Consider the following 15,842-nt stretch of genomic DNA (forward strand, 5'->3'; position numbering starts at 1 on the left):
CATGCCGACAGCGAGGACCGCTCGCTCGACCGGGGTGCGGTCCTGGCAGGACCTGCTCGGCGAGCACTTCGTGGACCTCGACGTCGTGCCCTCCGCCGAGGGGCCGCTCCCCGGCGAGGTGCGCAGCCGGGCGGTGGGGTCGCTGCAGCTGTCGCGGGTGCGGTCGGTCGACCAGCGGGCGGTGCGCACCGCCGGCCTGGCCCGCACCGACCGGCGGCACTACGTGCAGGTCGGTCTGGTCGAGCGGGGCAGCGCCCGGGTGGAGCAGGACGGCCGGGAGTGCTGGCTGCAGCCGGGGGACTACGCGCTCTACGAGACCCGCCGTCCCTTCTCCTGGGAGCTGCGCGCCGGCACGGGTCCGACGTGGTCGCTGCTGGTCCTCACCTGGTGCCGGCCCGGCCCGACGTCTCCCGGGCTCACCGCGCGGCGGATGGACGGCGCGTCGGGACTCACCGGGGTGCTGGGCCGGATGATGACCGACCTGCTGCGCACCCGGGACGTCGGGGGCACCGACCCCGGTGACCGGCTGGCCGGCGAGCTGCTCGAGCTGGTGACCACCGCGGCCGGCACCGCTCCCCCACCGCCTGCGGGGCCCCCGCGGGGCGACCGGGCCCTGCTCGCCGCCGTCCGGGCGCACGTGGAGGAGCACCTGGCCGACCCCGCGCTGGACCCGCGGTCCATCGCGGCGGCCCACTTCGTCTCCGTCCGGCAGCTGCACCGGCTCTTCGCCGGCGAGGCGGAGACGGCGGCCCGCTACGTGCGGCGCCGGCGGCTGGAGCGGGCCCGCGAGGAGCTGGCCCGCAGCGGCGCGCGCGACCTGCCGCTCGCCGCCGTCGCCCACCGCTGCGGCTTCGCCGACCCCTCGGTGTTCGGCCGTGCCTTCCGCGCGGCCTACGGCATGACCCCGTCGCGCTACCGGGCGCTGGCCGCCGGCGACTGACGGACGGCGGCGAGGACGCGGGCCGCGGCGCCGTCGACCGGCACCTCCTCGCGCTCCCCCGTCGCCCGGTCGCGCAGCTCCACGACGCCGTCGGCCAGCCCGCGCCCCACGGTGACGATGGTGGACATCCCGAGCAGCTCGGCGTCCTTGAACTTGACCCCCGGCGAGACCTTCGGCCGGTCGTCGTAGAGCACCGTGAGCCCGGCGGCGACCAGCTCCTGGGCGAGGGCCTCCGCGGTCGAGAAGACCGCGGCGTCCTTGCCGGTGGCGACGACGTGCACGTCGGCCGGTGCGACCTCGCGCGGCCAGACCAGGCCCAGCTCGTCGTGGGTGGACTCGGCGATCGCGGCCACGGCCCGGGAGACGCCGATGCCGTAGGAGCCCATGGTGACCGTGACCAGCTTGCCGTTCTCGTCGAGCACCTTCAGGTCGAGCGCCTCGGCGTACTTGCGGCCCAGCTGGAAGATGTGGCCCATCTCCACGCCGCGGGCGAGTTCCAGCGGGCCGGAGCCGTCGGGGGCGGGGTCGCCGGGCAGCACCTCGGCGGCCTCGATGACGCCGTCCCAGGTGAAGTCCCGGCCGGCCACCAGGTCGAAGACGTGCTTGCCCGGCTCGTTGGCGCCGGTGATCCACCGGGTGCCGGTCACCACCCGCGGGTCGACGAGGTAGCGGATGGCCGACGCGCTGCCGGCGCCGAGCACCTGCGGGCCGATGTAGCCCTTGACCAGCTCGGGGTGGCCCTCGAAGTCGGTGAACGGCTCGACCTCGGCCGGCGAGACCTGCGCCTCGAGCCGCTTGGTGTCGACCTCGCGGTCGCCGGGGATGCCGACGACCAACGGCTCGCGGGCGCCGTCGGGGTGCACCAGCGTGACGACGACGTTCTTCAGCGTCGAGGCGGCCGTGTAGCCGGCGTCCGGGAACAGCTGCTGCGCGACCGCGACCAGCGTCTCGATGGTCGGGGTGTCGGGGGTGTCCTCGACGTGGGCCTCGGGCAGCCCCTCGAGCGGGATCGGCTCGGGGACGACGGTGCTGACCGCCTCGACGTTGGCGGCGTACCCGCCGGGCGAGCGGACGAAGGTGTCCTCGCCGATCGGGGTCGGGTGCAGGAACTCCTCGCTCTTGGACCCGCCCATGGCCCCCGACATGGCCGAGACGATGACGTACTCCAGGCCCAGCCGGTCGAAGACCCGGATGTAGGCGTCGCGGTGCGCGGCGTAGCTCTTGTCCAGGCCGGCGTCGTCGACGTCGAAGGAGTAGCTGTCCTTCATCGTGAACTCGCGGCCGCGGAAGAGCCCCGCGCGGGGACGCGCCTCGTCCCGGTACTTGGTCTGGATCTGGTAGAGCGTGACCGGCAGGTCCTTGTACGACGAGTACAGGTCCTTCACCAGGAGCGTGAACATCTCCTCGTGGGTGGGGCCGAGCAGGTAGTCGACGCCCCGGCGGTCCTGGAGGCGGAAGAGGTTGGGGCCGTACTCGGTCCAGCGGTTGGTGGCCTCGTAGGGCTCGCGCGGCAGCAGCGCCGGGAAGTGCACCTCCTGCGCGCCCATCCGGTCCATCTCCTCGCGGACGATGCGCTCCACGTTGCGGAACACCCGGTAGCCCAGCGGCAGCCAGGTGAAGCCGCCGGGCGCGGCCCGCCGGATGTACCCGGCCCGCACCAGCAGGCGGTGGCTCGGGACCTCGGCGTCGGCCGGGTCGTCGCGCAGGGTGCGCAGGAAGAGGGTGGACATCCGCAACAGCACGCGACGAGTCTCCCAGGCGCCCGCCGGGCGCCGTCCACGGGTTTGCGCCGTGGCCGGGTGGTGCGTCGCCGCAGCGCTGCCGGGCCCGGTGCGGGGGTCACCGAGCCCGGCAGCGGGCCTGTGGGTGGAGGCAGGGTCAGTCGTCGTCGCGGTCGTCGGAGCGGTCGCCACCGCGGTCGTCGCCCGGCGGGTCGTCGGAGCCGTGCCCACCGCCGACCCGGCCGTCGGAGTCGTCGCCGTCCGGGCGCGCGGACGCCGGGCCCGGGGACGTGGAGGCGGAGTCCTCCGGCTCGTTCCGGTCCGCGCGCACCCCCTCGTCGCGGAAGACGGGGCCGCCGATCGAGCAGGCGACGTGCACCTCCACCCGGTGCGTGGTGCTCTCGAACTCGATCTCACCGTGCTGGTCCTGGTCGTCGAGCCACCAGCCGGCCGCGGGAGCAGCCGCGACCTGGAGGACCCCGCCGTCGCAGGAGGCGAAGACGGTCCCCCCGGTCGTGGCGTGCTCGCCCGAGGCCGGCGCCGCGGCCGGGGGCTGCGGCGCCGGGGCGGACGCGATCGGGTCGTCGGGGGTGGGTGCGGCCGCCAGCGACCCCGCGGCCGCGAGCGGCTGGGTCACGGGCGAGGCGTCGGCGTCGACGAGGGACACCGCGAGGAACCCCAGGCCGACGGCCGATGCCGCGGAGGCGGTCCAGAGGGCGGCGAATGCGATGGTTCGCTTCATGCCGCAGACGCTCCCGCCGCGTCGGTCAAGGCCACGCTAAGAGACTGACAAGCGCTGCCCCGGCACTCATCCCCCCGACTTGGGGAGACGATCACGAGGCCCGGCGCCGATAGCGTCCGGGCGTGGCACACCTCCTGGTCGTGGAGGACGACGAGCGGATCCGCACCGCCGTCATCCGCGCGCTGCGTGACCGCGGCCACGCCGTCAGTTCCGCCGGCACCGCCCTCTCGGGGCTGCAGGTGGCCGTGGAGGAGCGCCCGGACCTCGTCGTCCTGGACCTCGGGCTGCCCGACCTCGACGGCGGCGAACTGCTGAGGATGCTCCGGGCGGTGTCCGCCGTGCCGGTCATCATCGCCACCGCGCGCGACGACGACGCCAGCGTCGTCCGGGTCCTGGACGCCGGCGCCGACGACTACGTGGTCAAGCCGTTCTCCGCGGGACAGCTCGAGGCGCGCGTCCGTGCCGTGCTCCGGCGGGTCGCCGGCAACGACACCGGTCCGGCGCCCGTGACGGTGGGCGCGCTGACCGTCGATCCGCGCAGTCGCCGGGTGACCCACGCCGGCCGTCCGGTCGACCTCTCGCCCAAGGAGTTCGACCTCCTGGCCTACCTCGCCGCCCGGGCCGGCACGGTCGTCGCCAAGCGCGAACTGCTCACCGAGGTGTGGCAGCAGCCCTACGGCGGGTCGGACAAGACCGTCGACGTGCACCTGTCCTGGCTCCGGCGCAAGCTCGGCGAGTCCGCCGCCGAGCCCGGGCTGCTGCAGACCGTCCGCGGGGTCGGCGTCCGCCTGGCCGAGCCCGAACCGTGAGGCGGCGGATCACCCTGCTGGTGGCCGCGACGACATCGGTCGTGCTGCTGGCCTTCCTGCTGCCGGCCTCCGCCCTGGTGGCCCGCGTCGCCGAGGCCCGGGCGCTGGACGCCGGGCGCGTCCAGCTGCAGCTGCTGGTGCCGACCGTGGGCCTCGACGCCCGGGAGGAGGTCGTCGCCGGCCCGCTCGCCCTCTCCGACGGCCGCCGCCTGGCGGTGCGGTGGAGCGACGGCACGTGGCTCGGCACGGTGGGCGTGCTCGGGGACGACCCGGCACCGGCCGGCGCGGAGCAGCGGGAGACCGACGAGGGCACGTACCTGCTGCAGCCGGTCCGCCGGGAGGGCGGCACCGCGGTGCTCGAGGTGTTCGTCCCGGCCGCCGAGCTGCGCGCCGGGGTGCCCGGGACGCGATCGGTCCTGGCAGGCCTCGGCCTGGCCCTGTTGCTGCTCGCCCTGCTGGTCGCCGACCGGGTCGCCCGGTCGCTGACCCGGCCGGTCACCGAGCTGGCGACGACGGCGCACCGGCTGAGCGGCGGGGACCTGTCGGCCCGCGTCACACCGTCCGGGCCGGCGGACGTGCGGGAGGTGGGCGCCGCGGTCAACCGACTGGCCGGGCGGATCGGCGAGCTGCTGGCCGACGAGCGGGAGGCCGCGGCCGACCTCGCCCACCGGCTGCGCACGCCCCTGACCGCGCTGCGCCTGGACGTGGAGGCACTTCCGGCCGCCGACCGCGAGCGCCTGGCAGCCGACGTCGACGCGCTCGGCCGCGGCGTCGACGAGGTGATCGCCGAGGCGCGCCGTCCCGTGCGCGAGGGGCTGGGCGCCGGGTGCGACGCGGCGGCGGTGGTCGCCGAACGGGTCCTGTTCTGGGCGGTGCTGGCCGAGGAGGAACGCCGTCCGCTCACCGTCGACGTCCCCGAGGGGCCGTTCCCGGTCCGGGTCGCGGGCGCCGACCTCCGCGCGGCCGTGGACGCCGTGCTGGGCAACGTCTTCGCGCACACCCCCGAGGGCATCGGGCTGCACGTGGCCGTGCGCCTCCGGGAGGGCGGCGGAGCGGTCGTGACGGTGCGCGACGACGGCCCGGGTCTGCCGGTCGCCGCCGTGGCGCGGGGTCGCAGCGGCAGCGGGTCGACCGGCCTGGGGCTCGACATCGCCCGCCGCACCGCGGAGGGCTCCGGGGGCGCTCTCCGGCTGGCCTCCGCCTCGGGCGGCACCCAGGTCACGCTGGAGTTCGGCGCGCCCCCGGCCTAGACGACGCGGCCGCGGAGGACGATGCGCTGCGGACGGGCCAGGGTGTCGAGGTCGGCGCGGGGGTCGGCGTCGTAGACGACCAGGTCGGCCGGCGCCCCCTCCTCGATGCACGGCAGCCCGAGCCACGAGCGCGCCGACCACGAGGCCGCGGCCAGCGCCGCCTCGGCCGGGATGCCCGCCGCGTGCAGGGCGCGCACCTCGTCGGCGATCCGGCCGTGGTCGATGCCGCCCCCGGCGTCGGTGCCGGCGAACACCGGCACGCCGGCCTCGAACGCGGCCCGGACGACGGCGCCCGACGACGCGTGCAGCCGGCGCATCGTGCTCGCGTAGGTGGGGAACCTGCGCTCCCCCTGCGCGGCGAAGTCCGGGAAGTTCTCGACGTTGACCAGCGTCGGGACGACAGCGGTGCCCCGGGCGGCCATCTGCCCGATGAGCTCCTCGGTCAGGCCGGTGCCGTGCTCGATGCAGTCGATGCCCGCGCCGATGAGGTCGGGCAGCGCGTCGGTGCCGAAGGTGTGCGCGGTGACCCGGGCGCCCTCCTCGTGCGCGGCGGCCATCGCGGCCGCGAGGACGTCGGCCGGCCACTCGGGCGCGAGGTCGCCCACGCCGCGGTCGATCCAGTCCCCCACCAGCTTCACCCAGCCGTCGCCGCGGCGGGCCTGCGTGCGGACCTCCTCGACCAGCGCGTCCGGCTCGATCTCGGCGGCCAGGCCGGGGATGTAGCGGCGGGTGCGGGCGATGTGCCGGCCGGCGCGGACGATCGTCGGCAGGTCCGGCTCGTCGTCCAGGGCGCGGGTGTCGACCGGGGAGCCGCAGTCCCGCAGCGCCAGGACGCCCGCCGCGCGCTCGGTCAGGGCCTGCTCGCGCAGCCCGGCGAGGTCCTCGACGTGCACTCCCCCGCGACCGATGCCGACGTGGCAGTGGGCGTCGACCAGGCCGGGCGCCAGCCAGCCGCCGCGGCTGACCGTCTCGGCGCCGGGCACCGGCTCGAAGGTGACGCGGCCGTCGCGGACCCACAGGTCGCGGTGCTCCCCCTCGGGCAGCACGACACCGGAGAGGTGCAGGGTCGGGGCGGTCACCGGGAGGGCCGCTCGTCCCCGGGCTGGTCGAAGTTCAGCTTGGTGAGGTCGGGCAGGCCCTGACCCGGGGGCAGCCCGGGCATGCCGCCGGGCATCCCACCGCCCGGGAACCCGCCGCCGAAGGGGTTGCCCGCGCCCGGCGGCAGACCGGGCGCACCGACGGGCCGGCGCGCGGGGCCGCCACCCTTCTTGGCGGCGCTGCCCTTCCCCTTGCCCTTCTTGCCCTTCTTCGACTGGGCCTGCATCTGCCGCCCGCGGGCCTTCTTCGACATCGGGCCCATGCCGGGCAGGCCCATGCTGCCGGCCATCTGGCCCATCATCTTCTGGGCCTGGGCGAAGCGCTCCAGCAGCTGGTTGACCTCGGTGACGGTGACGCCCGAGCCGTTGGCGATGCGCACCCGCCGCGACGAGTTGATGATCTTGGAGTTGACCCGCTCCTCCGGCGTCATCGAGCGGATGATCGCCGCGGTGCGGTCCAGGTCGCGGTCGTCGACCTGCTTGAGCTGCTCCTTCATCTGCCCGGCGCCGGGCAGCATGCCGAGCAGGTTGGCGATCGGGCCCATCTTGCGGATGGCCATCATCTGCTCGAGGAAGTCCTCGAGGGTGAAGCCCTCGCGGCTGACGAGCTTGCCGGCCATCTTCTCGGCCTGCTCGGCGTCGAACGCCTGCTCGGCCTGCTCGATGAGGGTGAGCACGTCGCCCATCCCGAGGATGCGCGAGGCCATCCGCTCGGGGTGGAAGACGTCGAAGTCGGTGAGCTTCTCGCCGGTGGAGGCGAACATGATCGGCTGGCCGGTCACGTAGCGGACCGAGAGCGCCGCACCACCGCGCGCGTCACCGTCGAGCTTGGTGAGGACGACGCCGGTGAAGCCCACGCCGTCGCGGAAGGCCTCCGCGGTGGTGACGGCGTCCTGACCGATCATCGCGTCGACGACGAACAGCGTCTCGTCGGGCCGGACGGCGTCGCGGATGCCGGCGGCCTGCGCCATCAGCTCGGCGTCGATGCCCAGCCGGCCGGCGGTGTCGACCACGACGACGTCGTGCATGGTGCGCCGCGCGTGGTCGATGGAGTCGGCGGCGACGCGGATCGGGTCGCCGATGCCGTTGCCCGGCTCAGGCGCGAAGACGTCGACCCCGGCCTGGCCGGCGACGATGGAGAGCTGGTTGACCGCGTTGGGCCGCTGCAGGTCGGCGGCCACCAGCAGCGGCGTGTGGCCCTGGGCCTTGAGCCAGCGGCCGAGCTTGCCGGCCAGCGTCGTCTTACCGGAGCCCTGCAGACCGGCGAGCATGATGACCGTGGGCGACTGCTTGGCGTACCGCAGCCGCCGGGTCTCCCCGCCGAGGATCTCGATGAGCTCCTCGTTGACGATCTTGATGACCTGCTGCGCGGGGTTGAGCGCCTGGGACACCTCGGCCCCGCGCGCCCGCTCCTTGACGGCGTTGATGAAGGCCCGCACCACCGGCAGGGCGACGTCGGCCTCGAGCAGCGCGATGCGGATCTCGCGCGCGGTCGCGTCGATGTCGGCGTCGGTCAGCCGGCCCTTGCCGCGCAGGCCGCTGAAGACCTTGTCCAGGCGGTCGGAGAGGGTCTCGAACACAGCACGTCCTCAGCAGTTCTCGCGGGCGCGGCCGGCCGGTCGCTCCGACCGGCTGCTCGGCCTCCGGCGTCCGGGGAGCCCCGGGGCCGTCGCGCCACCTCCCGACCAGCCTAACGAGCCCGGGCCGGGGGGCGGCGGGATCGACCGGCCGGACCCGGTCACCTTCTGGAACGGCCACCCTTCGGGGGCCCGCGCCGAGCCCGCGAGGCAGCAAGGACCTCCTGCCCCCCACCACTCGCGAGCTCGCGGCGGGACCCTGCAGGAGGCCGCTAGGCGGCGCGGCGGGCGGGCGCGGCCACGGAGGCCACCGGCGCGGCCGAGAACACCGCCGTCCCGCAGTCGGCGCAGGCCCACTCGGGGCACTCGCCGCCGTCCTCGGTGTGCCCGTCGACGCACGGCGGCTGGACGAACTCCCGGTCCCCGTCGCAGGAGGAGCAGGACCAGACCCTGCCCTCGGCTGCGGCGACCTCGAAGGACGTGCCGGTCATGCGGTTGCCTCCCTGCCGTCGTCGACGGGACCGTTCCGTCCCGCTCGCCCTCGACGGTGGCACGGGGGTACGACAGGACCGCGGACGTCAGCCCGGCGTGTCCGCCGGGTCGGACACGGCACCCCGGACGGCGGCGGCCAGGGCGGCCTCCACGCGGGCCCGCTGGTCGCTGCTGATCGGCTCCCCCGAGGGGTTGGCGACGTAGAAGTGGTCGGCGGCGTCGGCGCCGAGGGTCTCGATCCGCGCGGAGGTGACGTCGAGGCCCTCGGTCACCAGGGCCGCGGTCAGCCGGTAGAGCAGCCCCGCCCGGTCCCCCGCGCGCACCTCGACGATGCCGGTGGCGTCGCCGGTCACCTCGCCGTTGTGCCAGGACACCCGCGGCGGGGTCCCCCGGACGGCGTCCTGCCGGTAGTCGGCCTCCCGCTGCCGCAGCCGCTCGGCCAGCGGCAGGGTGCCCTCGAGGGCCGCCCGCACGGCGTCGGCCAGGATCGAGGCCACCGGTGCCCGCCCGAACCGCGGCCGGACGGCGAAGACGGCGGTGGCCCGCTCGCCGACGACGTTGACCTTGGCGGCGCGCACGTCGAGCTGGTTGAGCGCCAGCACCCCCGCGAGCTGGCTGAACAGGCCGTGCCCGTCGGGCGCGACGATCGTCACCTGCTGGCCGTCGGCGACGTCCTCCACCCCGACCGAGATGCCGCTGCCGGCGGCGGCCGGGGCGCCGGTGCTCACCTGCGGCTCCCCCGGGTGCAGCACCGGCTCGGGCTCGGGCACCGGGGTGCCGCCCAGCCGCGCCTGCACGCGGGCGACGAGCGCGGCGACCAGGTGCGCCTTCCAGGGCGACCAGGCCGAGGAGCTGGTCGCGGCGCCGTCGGCCTGCGCCAGGGCGTGCAGCAGCTGCAGCAGCGCGGGGTCGTGCCCGATGGTCGCGGCCACCCGGTCGATCGTGGCGGGGTCGTCGATGTCGCGGCGGGTCGCGGTGTCGGGCAGCAGCAGGTGGTGGCGCACCATCGCGGCCAGCGTGGCGACGTCGGCCTCGGCGAAGCCCATGCGGGTGGCGATCCGGGCCGCGATCGGCTCGCCGACCTCGCTGTGGTCGCCGGGCCAGCCCTTGCCGACGTCGTGCAGCAGCGCGCCGACCAGGAGCAGGTCGGGCCGGTCGACGTCGTGGGTGAGCTCCGCGGCGGCCGCGGCGGCCTCGACCAGGTGCCGGTCGACGGTGTAGCGGTGCCAGGGGTGGCGCTGCGGCAGCGAGCGGACCCGGTCCCACTCCGGCAGCAGCCGGGACAGCAGCCCCTCCTGGTCCAGCTGCTCGAGGACCGCCACCGCGGGCCGCCCGCTGGCCAGCAGCCGCAGGAACGACCAGCGCACCTCCGCCGGCCACGGCTCGGGCACCGGCGGCGCGTGCACCGCCAGCACCTTGAGCGTGTACGGGGAGAGCAGCAGGTCCTCGCGAGCGGCGGCGGCCGCGCCGCGCAGCACGAGGCCGGGGTCGGCGGCGGGGCGGGCGTCGCGGGCGAGCACGACCTCGTCGCCCTGGCGGACGACGCCCTCGGCCAGCGGCTCGCGGCGGATGCGGCGGTACCGGCCGCGGGGGCGGACCAGCGCGGCCTCCACCCGCCGCCACGTCTCGTCGGCGACGAAGGCCAGCCGGCGCCCGGCCAGGCTCACCTCGCGCAGCAGCGCGTCCTCGTCGGGCAGGCCGAGGGCCACGGCGATCGGGCGCTGCTCCTGGCGGACCAGCACGTCGGCCGGTCGGCCGGTGCGCCGGCGCAGCTCGTCGCGGACGTCGAGCAGGAACGCGTAGGACTCCTCGGCCTCGGCGGTGGGCTCGTCGGCCAGCTGGGCGGCGGCCACCGCGCGCAGCACCTGCCCCTCCCGCAGCCCGCCGTAGGCCTCCTTGAGGTCGGGCTCGAGGAGGAAGGCCAGCTCCCCGACCAGCCGGGCCCGGCCGCGGCGCAGGTCGCGCAGCTGGGGCAGCAGCCGGGACGCCGACTGCCGCCAGCTGCCGAGGGTGGCGGCGCGCAGGGTCGCCGCGAGTCCGGCGTCCCCGGCGACGAGGCGGGCGTCGAGCAGCCCGAGGCCGGCCTTGACGTCGGTGGAGGCCACGCCGACGGCCTCGGCGACGGTGCGCACCGAGTGGTCCAGGCGCAGTCCGGCGTCCCAGATCGGGTACCAGACGGCGTCGGCGAGGGCAGCGACCTCCGGCCGTCCCTCGTGGACGAGGACCAGGTCGAGGTCGCCGTGCGGCGGGGGCTCGCGGCGGCCCAGGCTCCCGACGGCGACCAGGGCGACGCCCTCGGTGCCCGTCCGCGGGGGCGGACCACCCCGGCGGGAGCGCGGCGGCGGGGTGCCCGCGACCGCCTCGTCCAGCAGGCCCGCGAGCCAGGTGTCGAGCACCTCGCTGCGCTCGGCCCGCGGCAGTGCGGGCAGCGACCCGGTGTCCAGCACGTTCCCCCCTCGCTCCTCTGGGACGTCCCCCGGACGGCGTCGGCCGGGGCGGCAGGCGAACCCCGCCACCCCGGCCGACCGGCCCCGTCCCGAGGCTCGCGCCGAGCATGGGAGGCGCGAGGAGGACGGGGTCCTCCGACTACAGGCGACTACAGGGCGTCGGCGCCACGCTCACCGGTGCGGACGCGCACGATCTCGTCGATCGTGGTCACCCACACCTTCCCGTCGCCGATCTGGCCGGTGGAGGCCGCCTCGACGATCGCGTCGACGACGCGGGCGGCGTCGATCTCGTCGACGACGACCTCGATGCGGACCTTGGGCACGAAGTCCACCTGGTACTCCGCCCCGCGGTAGACCTCGGTGTGGCCCCGCTGGCGGCCGAAGCCCTGGACCTCGCTGACGGTGAGCCCGGCGATGCCGATCAGCTCGAGGGCGTTCTTGACGTCGTCGAGCTTGAACGGCTTGACGATGGCGGTGACGAGCTTCACGCCCGGCTCCTCTCGGTGGGAACGGTGACACCCCGGGCCTCAGCGTGCGCCTGGCCACCCAGGGTCGCGCTGCCGCCCCCGCCCCCGAGGGAGGCGAAGTCGTAGCCCGTCTCAGCGTGCACGACGCCGTCGATGCCGCTCACCTCGTGCTCCTCGGAGACCCGGAAGCGCATGGTCTTGGCGATGACGACGCCGATCACCATGGTGAGGACGAACGAGTAGACCAGCACGACGCCGGCGCCCAGCGCCTGCCGCCACAGCTGGTCGAGACCGCCGCCGTAGAAGAGGCCGTCGACACCGGCCGTGGTGGACGCCGAGGCGAACAGGCCCACCGCGAGGGTGCCCCACAGGCCGCCGACGAGGTGGACGCCGACGACGTCGAGCGAGTCGTCGTAGCCCAGGCGGTACTTCAGACCCACCGCCAGCGCGCAGACGACACCGGCGACCAGGCCGACGAGGATCGCCCCGATCGGCGTCACCGACGAGCAGGCCGGGGTGATGGCGACCAGGCCGGCGACGACGCCGGAAGCGGCGCCCAGCGAGGTGGCGTGGCCGTCGCGCAGCTTCTCGATCAGCAGCCAGCCCAGGGCCGCCGCACCCGTGGCGACCAGCGTGGTCACGAAGACCTCGGCGGCCTGCCCGTTGGCGGCCAGCGCGGAGCCCGCGTTGAAGCCGAACCACCCGAACCACAGGATGCCGGCACCGATCATCACCAGCGGCAGGTTGTGCGGCCGCATCGGGTCGCGCCCGAAGCCGCGCCGCTTGCCCAGCACCAGGGCCAGCGCCAGGCCCGCCGCGCCGGCGTTGATGTGCACCGCGGTGCCGCCGGCGAAGTCGATGGCCAGCAGGTCGTTGGCGATCCAGCCACCGGTCTGGGACTCCGCGCCGTCGAAGGCGAAGACCCAGTGCGCGACCGGGAAGTAGACCAGCGTCGCCCAGACGCCGGCGAAGACCATCCACGGGCCGAAGCGAGCCCGGTCGGCGATGGCGCCGGAGATGAGCGCGACGGTGAGGATGGCGAACATCGCCTGGAAGGCGACGAAGGCCATCGAGGGCACCGTGAAGACCAGGCTCTCGGGCTGGAAGCCGCCCTCCAGACCGCTGGTGCCCAGCAGCGAGGAGAGCCCGAAGAACTCCAGCGGGTCGCCCAGCAGGCCGCCGCCGAGGTCGTCGCCGAAGGCCATCGAGTAGCCGTAGAGCACCCAGAGCACGCTGATCAGGGCCAGCGCGCCGAAGCTCATCATCATCATGTTGAGGACGCTCTTCGCGCGGACCATGCCGCCGTAGAAGAGCGCCAGACCGGGGGTCATGAACAGCACCAGCGCGGCGCTGACCAGGACCCAAGCGGTGTCGCCGGTGTCCACGGCAACCTCCTGACGGATCGGTGCGGCCTGCATCGGGCGCGGGCCGCACGGGCGGGGCCGGGACGTCGCGGACGCCCGGCCGAGGGGCTGAGCGGCACCCCCTCCCAGGAGGGGGCGACGTGGCGTTCACGGTGCCGTCGGCACGTTTCGGCGACCGGCGCGCCGCTGTTTCCGGGCGGTGAACTCCCGGCCGCGTGTCCGGCTCCCGTGTTCCGTCCGTGTTGCGGGACCCCTCCCGGCCCCCGTTGCGCCTTGTTGCAAGCCGTGTGCAACTGCGAGTCGTGTGCAATAAGGTCGGCTGGAGTCGCCCGCCGCAGGGGGCCGGGCGAGCTCCCGAGGAGGCAGCGTGCACGTACCCGACGGGTTCCTCGACGCCCCGACGTCAGCCGCCACCGCGGCCGTGGCAGCCGGCGGCGTCGCCCTCGCCCTCCGCGGCGCCCGGCGCGAGCTCGACGAGCGCACCGCTCCCCTGGCCGGCCTCACCGCCGCCTTCGTCTTCGCCGTGCAGATGGTCAACTTCCCCGTCGGCGCCGGCACCAGCGGCCACCTGATGGGCGGGCTGCTCGCCGCCGTCCTGGTCGGTCCGTGGACGGCGGTGCTGTGCCTGACCGTGGTCCTGGGGGTGCAGGCGCTGCTGTTCGCCGACGGCGGGCTCACGGCGCTGGGCACCAACGTGACCCTGCTGGGCCTGGTCGCCGTCGCGGTGGGCTGGGGCGTCTTCCGGCTGCTGGCGCGGCTGCTGCCCACGACGCGCGGCGGCGTGCTGACCGCCGCCGGCGTGGGCGCGTTCCTCTCGGTGCCGGTCGCGGCGCTGGTGTTCGTCGGCCTGTTCGCGGTCGGCGGGGTCGCCGACGTGCCCGTGGGCACCGTGGCCGCGGCCATGGGCGGCGTGCACGTGCTCATCGGGCTCGGCGAGGCGGCCATCACGGTGGCGGTCGTCGGCGCGGTCCTCGCCGTCCGCCCCGACCTGGTGCACGGCGCCCGCGCCCTGCGCCGGGCCACCCTGCTGGCCGAGCGGCCCGCGTCGGTGCCGGCGGGCGCGCGATGAGCCGCCGGGGTCGCACCCTGTGGGTCGTCGGCCTGGTCGCCGCCCTCGTCGTGGCGGGCGTCGTCAGCTCCTACGCCAGCGCCTCCCCCGACGGGCTGGAGTGGGCGGCCGAGCAGTCCGGCTTCCTGTCCACCGCCGAGGACAGCGCGGCCGCGACCTCGCCGCTGGCCGACTACGGCGTCTCCGGCGTCGACTCCGAGCGCCTCTCCGGTGGGCTGGCCGGGGTCATCGGCGTGCTGGTGACCCTGGTGCTCGCCGGGAGTCTCACCCTCCTGCTGCGCCGCCGCAGCCGGTCCGCCGCGACCGCGGAGGACTGAGGTGACCGCAGTGCACGGCGGCGTCCTGGGCGGGGCCTACCTCGCCGGGTCCAGCCCGGTGCACCGCCTGGAGCCGCACCTCAAGCTCGTCGCCGTCCTCGGCTTCGCGCTGGTCGTCGTGGCCACCCCGGTCCACGCGCCCTGGGCCTGGGCGGCCTACGGCGGGTACCTGGCGCTGGTGCTGCTCGCCGCCGCCGTGGCCGGTGTGCGGCCGGCCCGACTGGCCCGGGGGCTCGCCATCGAGGTGCCGTTCGTGCTGTTCGCCGTGCTGCTGCCGTTCGTCGCCCAGGGGCCGCGCGTGCAGGTCGCCGGCCTCGCGCTCTCCGAGAGCGGCCTGGTCGCCGCGGGTGGGCTGCTGGCCAAGGCGACGCTGTCGGTGCTCGCCGCCGTCGTCCTCTCGGCGTCCACCGAGCCGCGGGCGCTGGTGACCGGGCTCGAGCGGCTGCGGCTGCCCTCGCTGCTCGTGCAGATCCTGACGTTCATGATCCGGTACGCCGACGTGGTCGGCGGCGAGCTGCACCGGATGCGGGTGGCCCGGGAGTCCCGCGGCTTCGTGGGTCGCAACCTCTCGGCGCTGCGGGTGCTGGGGCCGGCAGCGGGCTCGCTGTTCGTCCGCTCCTACGAGCGCGGCGAGCGGGTGCACCTCGCGATGCTGTCCCGCGGCTACACCGGCCGGATACCGGGCGCACCGGCCGCGGCGGTGCCCGTGCAGGCGTGGCTCACCGCCCTCGCCCTCCCGCTGGGTGCGGCCGCCGTCCTGGCGTCTGGTCTGCTGCTCGGGTGACCGGCCCCGCCCCCTCCCTGCTCGTCGAGGACCTCGCCTTCGCCTACCCCGACGGGCACCAGGCGCTCTACGGCGTCGACCTGCGGGTCGAGGGTGGCGAGCGGGTCGCGCTGCTCGGGCCCAACGGTGCCGGCAAGACCACGCTGGTGCTGCACCTCAACGGCATCCTGACCGGCGGCCGCGGCAGCGTGCACGTGGCCGGGCTGCCGGTCGACCGGCGGAACCTGCAGGAGATCCGGCGGCGGGTCGGCATCGTCTTCCAGGACCCCGACGACCAGCTGTTCATGCCCACCGTCGGCGAGGACGTCGCCTTCGGCCCGCGCAACCTCGGCCTGCCGGAGCCGGAGGTCGCCCACCGGGTCGCCGAGGCCCTGGGCGCGGTGGGCATGTCCGGCTACGCGGACCGGCCGCCGCACCACCTCTCCTTCGGCCAGCGGCGGCGGGTCGCCGTCGCCACGGTGCTGTCGATGCACCCGGAGGTCCTGGTGCTCGACGAGCCGTCGTCCAACCTCGACCCCGCCGGGCGGCGCGAGCTCGCCGAGGTGCTCGAGTCGCTGCCGGTGACGGTGCTGATGGTCACCCACGACCTGCCGTACGCCCTGCAGCTGTGCCCACGCTCGGTCGTGCTCGACGGCGGTGTCGTGGTCGCCGACGGGCCGACCCGCGAGCTGCTCGCCGACACCGCCCTGCTGGCCCGCCACCGGCTGGAGCTGCCCTACGGGTTCGATCCGCGCACCGTGCCCTGACCACCCCACCGTCGTGGACG

The 15,842-nt window shown here is 75.6% G+C and carries 15 protein-coding genes; 7 read left to right on the forward strand and 8 right to left on the reverse strand.

Annotation, left to right across the window (positions count from 1 at the left end; genetic code table 11):
• Position 1: 1 nt before the first annotated feature.
• A complete protein-coding gene (locus BLS21_RS00335) occupies positions 2–940 on the forward strand; it encodes a helix-turn-helix domain-containing protein (protein ID WP_175479343.1) in 939 nt (312 codons plus the stop codon).
• Here BLS21_RS00335 and BLS21_RS00340 read toward each other — a convergent pair.
• Both BLS21_RS00340 and BLS21_RS00345 read right to left on the reverse strand, forming a co-directional pair.
• Entirely contained in the window at positions 913–2,670 is a 1,758-nt protein-coding gene (locus BLS21_RS00340; protein WP_245699863.1) for a proline--tRNA ligase, read from the reverse strand. The two genes, BLS21_RS00335 and BLS21_RS00340, sit on opposite strands and share 28 nt — an antisense overlap.
• 148 nt (positions 2,671–2,818) lie before the next feature.
• Positions 2,819–3,403, reverse strand: coding sequence for a hypothetical protein (locus tag BLS21_RS00345; protein WP_091212402.1), 585 nt, complete (start codon positions 3,401–3,403; stop codon positions 2,819–2,821).
• A 122-nt stretch (positions 3,404–3,525) separates the two neighbouring features.
• Between BLS21_RS00345 and BLS21_RS00350 the strand changes: the two genes are divergently transcribed.
• A complete protein-coding gene (locus tag BLS21_RS00350) occupies positions 3,526–4,212 on the forward strand; it encodes a response regulator transcription factor (RefSeq protein ID WP_091212405.1) in 687 nt (228 codons plus the stop codon).
• Positions 4,209–5,462 (forward strand): sensor histidine kinase, encoded by a 1,254-nt coding sequence (locus tag BLS21_RS00355; RefSeq protein WP_091212408.1) that lies wholly within the window; start codon positions 4,209–4,211, stop codon positions 5,460–5,462. The genes BLS21_RS00350 and BLS21_RS00355 overlap by 4 nt, the downstream gene beginning before the upstream one ends.
• Here the strand turns inward: BLS21_RS00355 and BLS21_RS00360 are convergent.
• The 6 genes from BLS21_RS00360 to BLS21_RS00385 form a co-directional block, all read right to left on the reverse strand.
• Positions 5,459–6,541, reverse strand: a complete 1,083-nt coding sequence (locus BLS21_RS00360; protein ID WP_175479344.1) for an amidohydrolase family protein — start codon at positions 6,539–6,541, stop codon at positions 5,459–5,461. The two genes, BLS21_RS00355 and BLS21_RS00360, sit on opposite strands and share 4 nt — an antisense overlap.
• Positions 6,538–8,139, reverse strand: a complete 1,602-nt coding sequence (ffh, locus tag BLS21_RS00365; protein WP_091212412.1) for a signal recognition particle protein — start codon at positions 8,137–8,139, stop codon at positions 6,538–6,540. Before ffh ends, BLS21_RS00360 begins: the two co-directional genes overlap by 4 nt.
• A 269-nt stretch (positions 8,140–8,408) precedes the next feature.
• On the reverse strand, positions 8,409–8,627 hold the full coding sequence (locus BLS21_RS00370) for a hypothetical protein (RefSeq protein WP_091212415.1): 219 nt from the start codon (positions 8,625–8,627) through the stop codon (positions 8,409–8,411).
• 87 nt (positions 8,628–8,714) lie between these two features.
• Positions 8,715–11,075 (reverse strand): [protein-PII] uridylyltransferase, encoded by a 2,361-nt coding sequence (locus tag BLS21_RS00375; protein ID WP_091212418.1) that lies wholly within the window; start codon positions 11,073–11,075, stop codon positions 8,715–8,717.
• Between the two features lie 149 nt (positions 11,076–11,224).
• Positions 11,225–11,563, reverse strand: coding sequence for a P-II family nitrogen regulator (locus tag BLS21_RS00380; RefSeq protein WP_091212422.1), 339 nt, complete (start codon positions 11,561–11,563; stop codon positions 11,225–11,227).
• On the reverse strand, positions 11,560–12,927 hold the full coding sequence (locus BLS21_RS00385; RefSeq protein ID WP_091212425.1) for an ammonium transporter: 1,368 nt from the start codon (positions 12,925–12,927) through the stop codon (positions 11,560–11,562). The genes BLS21_RS00380 and BLS21_RS00385 overlap by 4 nt, the downstream gene beginning before the upstream one ends.
• A gap of 346 nt (positions 12,928–13,273) precedes the next feature.
• Here BLS21_RS00385 and BLS21_RS00390 point away from each other — a divergent pair, with 346 nt between their 5' ends.
• The 4 genes from BLS21_RS00390 to BLS21_RS00400 are packed head-to-tail and all read left to right on the forward strand — an operon-like array spanning position 13,274 to position 15,822.
• The gene (locus BLS21_RS00390) at positions 13,274–13,975 is read left to right on the forward strand and encodes an energy-coupling factor ABC transporter permease (protein WP_175479345.1); all 702 of its coding nucleotides are present in this window, start codon (positions 13,274–13,276) and stop codon (positions 13,973–13,975) included.
• Positions 13,972–14,292: a PDGLE domain-containing protein gene (locus BLS21_RS24880; protein WP_175479346.1), complete on the forward strand. Its 321-nt coding sequence runs from the start codon at positions 13,972–13,974 to the stop codon at positions 14,290–14,292. Before BLS21_RS00390 ends, BLS21_RS24880 begins: the two co-directional genes overlap by 4 nt.
• A 1-nt stretch (position 14,293) precedes the next feature.
• Positions 14,294–15,076: a cobalt ECF transporter T component CbiQ gene (gene cbiQ / locus BLS21_RS00395; protein WP_091212428.1), complete on the forward strand. Its 783-nt coding sequence runs from the start codon at positions 14,294–14,296 to the stop codon at positions 15,074–15,076.
• A complete protein-coding gene (locus BLS21_RS00400) occupies positions 15,073–15,822 on the forward strand; it encodes an energy-coupling factor ABC transporter ATP-binding protein (protein ID WP_091212431.1) in 750 nt (249 codons plus the stop codon). Before cbiQ ends, BLS21_RS00400 begins: the two co-directional genes overlap by 4 nt.
• Positions 15,823–15,842 lie beyond the last annotated feature (20 nt).

Origin of the sequence: Geodermatophilus siccatus, from assembly GCF_900103785.1 — a bacterium.
GTDB lineage: Bacteria > Actinomycetota > Actinomycetes > Mycobacteriales > Geodermatophilaceae > Geodermatophilus > Geodermatophilus siccatus.

Excerpts from the sequence above, each read along its gene's own strand:
- BLS21_RS00370 (WP_091212415.1), bottom strand. The coding sequence starts at position 8,627 with ATGACCGGCACGTCCTTCGAGGTCGCCGCAGCCGAGGGCAGGGTCTGG.
- BLS21_RS24880 (WP_175479346.1), top strand. The coding sequence starts at position 13,972 with ATGAGCCGCCGGGGTCGCACCCTGTGGGTCGTCGGCCTGGTCGCCGCC.
- BLS21_RS00335 (WP_175479343.1), top strand. The coding sequence starts at position 2 with ATGCCGACAGCGAGGACCGCTCGCTCGACCGGGGTGCGGTCCTGGCAG.
- BLS21_RS00345 (WP_091212402.1), bottom strand. The coding sequence starts at position 3,403 with ATGAAGCGAACCATCGCATTCGCCGCCCTCTGGACCGCCTCCGCGGCA.
- BLS21_RS00340 (WP_245699863.1), bottom strand. The coding sequence starts at position 2,670 with ATGTCCACCCTCTTCCTGCGCACCCTGCGCGACGACCCGGCCGACGCC.